6 protein-coding genes are annotated in these 7,007 nt (G+C 58.9%); 5 read left to right on the top strand and 1 reads right to left on the bottom strand.

The annotated features are described in order from the left end of the window. Positions 1-19: 19 nt before the first annotated feature. Positions 20-1,066, top strand: a complete 1,047-nt coding sequence (recA, locus tag DET50_RS02155) for a recombinase RecA (RefSeq protein ID WP_092004504.1) — start codon at positions 20-22, stop codon at positions 1,064-1,066. Between the two features lie 26 nt (positions 1,067-1,092). Then, positions 1,093-1,554, top strand: a complete 462-nt coding sequence (locus tag DET50_RS02160; RefSeq protein ID WP_113861231.1) for a flavodoxin family protein — start codon at positions 1,093-1,095, stop codon at positions 1,552-1,554. 13 nt (positions 1,555-1,567) lie between these two features. On the opposite strand, the gene DET50_RS02165 is transcribed toward DET50_RS02160, so the two are convergent. Further along, positions 1,568-1,945, bottom strand: a complete 378-nt coding sequence (locus DET50_RS02165) for a PilZ domain-containing protein (protein WP_113861232.1) — start codon at positions 1,943-1,945, stop codon at positions 1,568-1,570. Positions 1,946-2,196: 251 nt separating this feature from the next. On the opposite strand from DET50_RS02165, the gene DET50_RS02170 reads away from it, so the two are divergent. From DET50_RS02170 to DET50_RS02180, 3 genes are read left to right on the top strand one after another with little or no spacing between them, the layout of a single operon-like run. Continuing rightward, entirely contained in the window at positions 2,197-4,605 is a 2,409-nt protein-coding gene (locus DET50_RS02170) for a Lon protease family protein (RefSeq protein WP_113861233.1), read from the top strand. 39 nt (positions 4,606-4,644) lie between these two features. Then, the gene (gene fixJ / locus DET50_RS02175) at positions 4,645-5,265 is read left to right on the top strand and encodes a response regulator FixJ (RefSeq protein WP_092004494.1); all 621 of its coding nucleotides are present in this window, start codon (positions 4,645-4,647) and stop codon (positions 5,263-5,265) included. A gap of 51 nt (positions 5,266-5,316) precedes the next feature. Continuing rightward, complete coding sequence (locus DET50_RS02180; RefSeq protein WP_113861234.1) at positions 5,317-6,912, top strand: ATP-binding response regulator; 1,596 nt, start codon at positions 5,317-5,319, stop codon at positions 6,910-6,912. Positions 6,913-7,007: the final 95 nt, after the last annotated feature.

The following is a 7,007-nucleotide window of genomic DNA, read 5'->3' on the forward strand; positions in this document are numbered from 1 at the left end:
GACAAGGGGTTTTGTACCGATGGAAGACAACCGCAAGAAAGCACTTAGCGCAGCACTGAGCCAGATTGAACGCCAGTTCGGCAAGGGCGCCGTCATGAAGATGGGGGATCAGCCCCGTGAAGCCATTCCTGCGGTGTCCACCGGCTCCCTGGGGCTGGACGTGGCTCTGGGTATTGGTGGTCTTCCTTACGGTCGAATCTGCGAGATCTACGGTCCGGAGAGCTCCGGTAAAACCACGCTCACCCTGCAGGTGATTGCTGAAGCCCAGAAGGCCGGCAAAACCTGTGCGTTTGTGGATGCCGAGCATGCCCTGGATCCGGTCTATGCCGAAAAGCTGGGTGTCAACGTCGACGACCTGCTGGTGTCCCAGCCGGACACCGGGGAACAGGCCCTGGAAATCGCAGACATGCTGGTTCGCTCCAACGCCGTTGACGTCATCATCGTTGACTCCGTAGCCGCCCTGACGCCGAAAGCGGAAATCGAAGGTGAAATGGGTGACAGCCACGTTGGTCTGCAGGCGCGACTGATGTCTCAGGCACTGCGTAAGCTGACCGGTAACGTCAAGCACGCCAACTGCCTGATGATCTTCATCAACCAGATTCGCATGAAGATCGGCGTCATGTTCGGTTCCCCGGAAACCACCACCGGTGGTAACGCCCTGAAATTCTATTCCTCCGTGCGTCTGGACATCCGCCGCATTGGTTCAGTGAAAGAGGGCGACGAGGTGGTCGGTAACGAGACCCGCGTCAAGGTCGTGAAGAACAAGGTATCGCCGCCGTTCAAGCAGGCGGAGTTCCAGATCATGTACGGCAAGGGTATCTACCACATGGCCGAAGTGCTGGATATGGGTGTCAAGGAAGGCTTCGTGGACAAGTCAGGTGCCTGGTACTCCTACAACGGCGACAAGATTGGCCAGGGCAAGGCGAACGCCTGCAAGTTCCTGGAAGAGAACATGGATATCGCCAACGAGATCGAGGCCAAGGTTCGGGACAAGCTGATGCCCAAGCCGGAAAAGAAAGAAGCGGCCGCTGAAGCGCCGGCGGAAGCCAACGGAGAATTGCTCTAAGGTTCCGTTTGTCGGGGGAGGATGCCATGAAGCGACTGCTCATTGTTGCCCACGCGCCTTCCCCGAATACCCTCCGTCTGCGGGCCGCTGTCGAGAACGGCGCCCGTCATGAAGACATCGAGGCGGTCGAGGTGGTGGTCAAACCACCGCTGGAGGCCGGTCCCGATGACATCCTCTCCTGTGACGCCATCATCCTGGGTACCACCGAGAACCTGGGCTACATGAGTGGCGCGCTGAAAGACTTTTTTGATCGCAGTTACTATCCCTGTCTCGAGAAAACTCAGGGCTTGCCCTTTGCCTATTACATCCGCGCCGGCCACGATGGTACCGGTACCAATCGCGCCATCGAGAGCATCACTACCGGCCTTCGCTGGAAACTGGTGCAGGATCCGCTGATCTGCCGCGGGGAATACCGGGATGAATTCGAGGAGCAGTGCCGGGAGCTGGGCATGTATGTTGCGGCCAGTCTGGATGCGGGGCTGATCTAGGGCGCTTGTCTGGCTAGCCGGCGAGACGGTTGTAGAAGCCCTCGATGCGGGACAGGGCGTTGTCCATGGCCCGGGAGTAGCCTTTCTTGTTGAGGCAATAACTGAACTGCACGCTGACCCGGTAACCGGTCTGGAACGGCTGGCAATCCACCACCCGCGCGCCGACCCGTGACTCGCTGATGTATTTACCTTGCAGGTCGAGAAACAGTCGCGCGCCCGGCGCCATCGGGCGAGGGCATAGTACCGCCATGCCGTAGCGGTTGAGATCAAGACAGCTGACCGCGATGACATTCCTGCTTCGTCCAAAGAAGCCCCGTTCCTGCATACGCACCCTCAGGCACGAAGCCGGATAGCGGTCCTTGATTCTGCGATCGGCGGAATCATTCGTCATAACTGGGCATCCATTGCGATTCTTGTCTTGTGTCGGCCTGAACCATGGCCGGGTGAAGAAGTTTAGTGCCGGGATCGGCGGCTGAAAAATGACCAGATGTGGTTTTGTGCGCTGGTTAACAAAAGCCGCCGGAGCCGTGGCCGCTAAAACTTTAGCCGAAACGCGACATGGCGGCCTGCAGAATCTACAATGGGCGGCCAAATACCAGATGATAAATCATCAACGCATTCTGACTGTTACAGGAACACACATTGAAGTCATTGCCTCTGCATCAGCTGTACAAGTCCTGCGTACTTAAAGACCTGCCATTCAAAACCACCCGGCAGCTGGAACCCCTGGCGGAGATTGTCGGCCAGAACCGGGCCCAGGAAGCCGTCCGGTTCGCACTGGCAATGCCCCATGGCGGCTACAACGTCTATGCAGTCGGGCGTAACGGTCTGGGTAAGCGCACCATGATGCTCCGCTATCTGGAACATCATGTGGATACCGAGCAACAGAGCCATGACTGGTGCTACGTCGCCAATTTCGAAGAGCCGCGGGTGCCGAAACTGTTGCAGTTGCCGGGCGGCAAGGGTACCCAGCTCAAGCAGGACATGGAAAAGCTGATGTCGCGCCTGGTCAAGGTCATTCCCCAGACCTTTGACAGTGACAGCTTTCTGGAACGCTCCGAACAGCTCAAGAATGAGTACGCGCAAAAGCAGGAAGAAGAACTCGAAAAAGTGGCTACTCAGGCCAAGCGCAAGAAGGTGCGGCTCACGGTCTCGACGCCCGGGGGCTATCGTCTGGTGGCGATGAACGGTGAGGAACCGCACACGGCCGAGACCTTCCAGGCGCTGACCCAGGAGCAGCGGGACAAGTTCGAGGATTCTATCAACAAACTCGAGAAGAGACTGCGCCAGGCCCTGCGCAAGATTGCGGACTGGGAGCAGGAGTACGCCGAGAAGCAGCAGGCGCTGAACCAGGAGACTCTGGAGGGTATTTCCGGTCACCAGATTGATGAGCTGATCGAGAAGTACAAGGATCTGTCCGGTGTGGTCGGGTACCTGGAAGCGGTGCGTGCCGATCTGGTTGAAAACCTGGACATCTTCCTGGAGGACAACGACGAACAGGCGGCCATCGCCTATGCCTCCCTGGACAAGAAGATGCCGCGTCGTTACCTGGTCAACCTGCTGGTGCACCAGAAAACCAACGAGGTACCGGTGGTGGTCGAGGACAACCCCACCTATCACAACCTGTTCGGCTACGTGGAGAACGTCACCTACAAGGGCACCGTGTTCACCGACTTCTCCCTGATCCGGCCGGGCAGCCTGCACCGGGCCAACGGGGGCTATCTGCTGATGGACGCCATCAAGGTCCTCGAGCAGCCCTTTGTCTGGGACGGTCTGAAGCGGGCACTGCGTTCACGTTCCCTGCAGATCAACTCCCTGGAGCGCGAGATGACGCTGTCCGGGACCATTTCCATCGAGCCCGAGGCGGTGCCACTGGACGTGAAGATTGTGCTGTTCGGCGATCGGGAAACCTGGTTGCTACTGCAGGAATACGATTCCGAGTTCGCGGAACTGTTCCGGGTGACGGCGGACTTCGAGAACGAGATGTACCGCACCGACGACAGCCAGTTGCTGTACGCCAAGTTCATCGCCAGCCTGGTGGTGGAGAAAAAGCTGCTGCACTGCTCCAACAAGGCGGTGGCCCGGATCATCGAGCACAGCGCCCGCATGGCGGAGCATCAGAATCGTCTGTCCCTCCATGCGGCCGACATTGCCAATCTCCTGCGGGAATCGGATTTCTGGGCCCGCCAGGCCAAGGCCCGGCTGATCACCGAGGTGCATGTTGAACGCGCCCTGGAAAGTGCCCGTTACCGAAGCAGTCGGATCCGGGATCAGTTCTACGATTCAATCCGCGATGGCTCCACCCTGGTCACCACCACGGGCACCTGCGTGGGCCAGGTCAACGCATTGTCCGTACTGTCCACCGGTGGCTTCGAGTTTGGTCTTTCCAACAGGGTGACAGCGACCTGCTACTATGGAGATGGCGGGGTCATGGATATCGAGCGTGATGTGAAGCTCGGTGGCAACCTCCATTCCAAGGGCGTGATGATTCTCACCTCCTGGCTGTCCTCCCTGTTTGCCGTGGAGGATCCGATGCACCTTTCGGCCAGTCTCACCTTTGAACAGAACTATGGTGAGGTGGAGGGGGACAGCGCGTCGTTGGCGGAACTGTGCGCGCTGGTGTCATCGCTTTCCGGTGTGCCCGTGCGGCAGGACCTGGCTATTACCGGCTCGGTCAACCAGTTCGGTGAGGTGCAGCCCATCGGTGGCGTGAACGAGAAAGTCGAAGGGTTTTTCGCCACTTGCCAGCTCAAAGGCGGGCTCACGGGGACCCAGGGCGTGGTCGTTCCCGCCACCAACGTCCAGAACCTGATGCTCGACAGCGAAGTGGTCCAGGCCGTCCGGGAAGACAAATTTGCGGTCTACGCTGTTTCCCACGTGGAGGAGGCCATCGCGTTGCTGCTGGGTCGCCCGGCGGGCAAGGCCGACAAGAAGGGCCGGTACCCGAAGCAGAGTGTTTTTGGCATTATCCAGCAACGGCTTGAGAAAATGCGTGAACACGAACGCCAGGAACACGCGAAAGAAGAACATAAGGATCCGTCAATTCACTGACCGGAAACGACAAGAAAACGGACAGGAGAGAATACACCCATGACTGATATCCAGCAGACGGTATACGTAGTAGAGGATGACGAGGCGGTGCGGGATTCGCTGGAGCTACTGTTGAAATCCGACGGTAAGCCGGTGAAAACCTATGAAAGCGCCAATGCCTTTCTCAAGGATTATTCCGACAAGATGGCCGGCTGTATCGTGCTGGATATCCGGATGCCCGGAATGGATGGCATGGAGCTGCAGAAGAAGCTGAACGAGAAGCACTCGATCCTGCCGATCATTTTTGTCACCGGTCACGGTGATGTTCCCATGGCGGTAGACGCCATGAAAGAGGGCGCGGTGGACTTCATTCAGAAGCCCTACCGCGAGGAAGCCCTGCTGGAAAAGATCGAAGCTGCCCTGGAGCAGGATCTCGAGCAGCGCAAGACCCTGGACGAAAAGCAGGAGATCATCCGTCGTATCAAGAGCCTGACGCCCCGGGAGCACGAGATCATGGACCGGATGATCGCCGGTCAGGCGAACAAGGTGATCGCGATCGAGCTGGAGATCAGTCAGCGCACCGTGGAGATCCACCGTTCCCGGGTCATGCACAAAATGGGCACCCACTCCCTGGCCCATCTGGTTCGTATGGTCTTGTCCGTAAAGGACCTTATCGACTAACCAGGGTGGCACCGGCATCATAGCCGGACGTTTCTAACCGGCCACGTTTGTATGACTGAAGCTGTCTGCGAGAACTCCGAGGTGACGGTTCTGCTGGTTGATGACAACCCGCAGAACCTGAAAGTCCTCTACGAAACCCTGAAAGACAAAGGCTACCGGCTGCTCATTGCCAATGAAGGCGAAAAAGCGCTGGACCTTGCCCACCGGCATCAGCCGGAAGTGATCCTGCTGGATATCATGATGCCCGAAATGGACGGTTACGAGGTGTGCCAGCGCCTCAAGGCCGATCCCCAGACGGCTGATTGTGCCGTGGTATTCCTGTCCGCACTCGATGACTTGCAGGCCAAGGTCAAGGGTTTCAATCTCGGCGGCGCCGATTACATCTCCAAACCTTTCCAGTCCCAGGAAGTCATTGCCCGGGTCAAGACCCATGCCCGCGTCATCCGGCTCGAGCGGGAATTGCAGGCCCGCAACCGGGAGCTGCAGGGTGACCAGGCCCGGATTCTCAATTCCATCAGCGAGGGCATCTACGGGCTCGACGAGAACGGCATCATCGAGTTCGCCAATCCGGCTGCGGGCGAGATCGCTGGCGTTCCGGTTGACGAGCTGATCGGCCGCAACTTTTTTGACGCCCATTTTGCCACCGCATGGGACAACCCGGACGGACTGCCGGTTCAGATGACCTGCCGCCAGGGCCAGGCGGAGGGCCAGCGGGATATTCGCATGTTACGCATGGACGGTTCCGGCTTTCCGGCCGAGTACCGCGCCACGCCCAAGCTGGATAACGACGAACTTCATGGGGCTGTGGTGGTGTTCCGGGATATCACGACGGAACTGGAGAGCGAGCGGGAACTGCAGGAGGCCCGGGAACTGGTCCAGGAACAGCGTGATCAGCTGGCCCATACCTCGCGCCTGACCACCATGGGTGAGATGGCCGCCGGTTTTGCCCACGAGGTGAATCAGCCGCTGACCGCGATTACCAATTATGCCCGGGTCGCCAAACGCATGATGGGCAAGGAATCCCCGGATCTGTCCCTGCTGCAGGAAACTCTCGACAAGATCGAAGCCCAATCCCACCGGGCCAGCGAGATCATCCGCCGGATCCGTCGGTTCATGAAGAAGCCGGCGACCGGCAAAGAAGTGCTTTCGGTGCCTGCCCTGCTGGAGGATACCCGTCAGTTTGCGGAAGTGGACATGCGCAACAATGAAGGCGGTATCGAAGTTACCGTTGACGAGGAACTGCCTGAGGTTCTGGCCGACCCGATCCAGGTCCAGCAGGTAGCCCTCAACCTGATCCGCAACGCCCTCGAAGCCACGCGCTCGGCCGATTCATCGGTACCGGTGGAAGTCAGTGCGCGCCTGGCCGGAAACAGATGTGTGCGGGTCGAGGTTCGGGACCATGGTGTCGGCCTGCCGGAAGAGGCCGAAGAGAAGCTGTTCCATCCGTTCTACACCACCAAGGATGAGGGTATGGGAATCGGGCTGGCCACCTGTCGCTCGCTGATCCAGGCTCAAGGTGGCGAAATCGGCTTCGAGCGCCCCGAGGATGGCGGCGCCCGATTCTTCTTCACTTTGCCGGTTGCCGGTGCCGAGGGCGAGCCCTGCAAGGCGTCCGATAGCGCCGGCGAAAGCAAAAGCGAAAGCTAGCCCGGATTTCTCATAGCTACTCAGCAAGTCTCGCAGACTAGGCGGTTTACCGCCATGACCGCTCCGGTGCGGCTATTATTGGCTAATTGTTGATC

This window comes from Marinobacter pelagius, assembly GCF_003315345.1.
In the GTDB taxonomy this organism is placed as follows: Bacteria; Pseudomonadota; Gammaproteobacteria; order Pseudomonadales; family Oleiphilaceae; genus Marinobacter; species Marinobacter pelagius_A.

Excerpts from the sequence above, each read along its gene's own strand:
- DET50_RS02165 (WP_113861232.1), bottom strand. The coding sequence starts at position 1,945 with ATGACGAATGATTCCGCCGATCGCAGAATCAAGGACCGCTATCCGGCT.
- DET50_RS02180 (WP_113861234.1), top strand. The coding sequence starts at position 5,317 with ATGACTGAAGCTGTCTGCGAGAACTCCGAGGTGACGGTTCTGCTGGTT.
- fixJ (WP_092004494.1), top strand. The coding sequence starts at position 4,645 with ATGACTGATATCCAGCAGACGGTATACGTAGTAGAGGATGACGAGGCG.
- DET50_RS02160 (WP_113861231.1), top strand. The coding sequence starts at position 1,093 with ATGAAGCGACTGCTCATTGTTGCCCACGCGCCTTCCCCGAATACCCTC.
- recA (WP_092004504.1), top strand. The coding sequence starts at position 20 with ATGGAAGACAACCGCAAGAAAGCACTTAGCGCAGCACTGAGCCAGATT.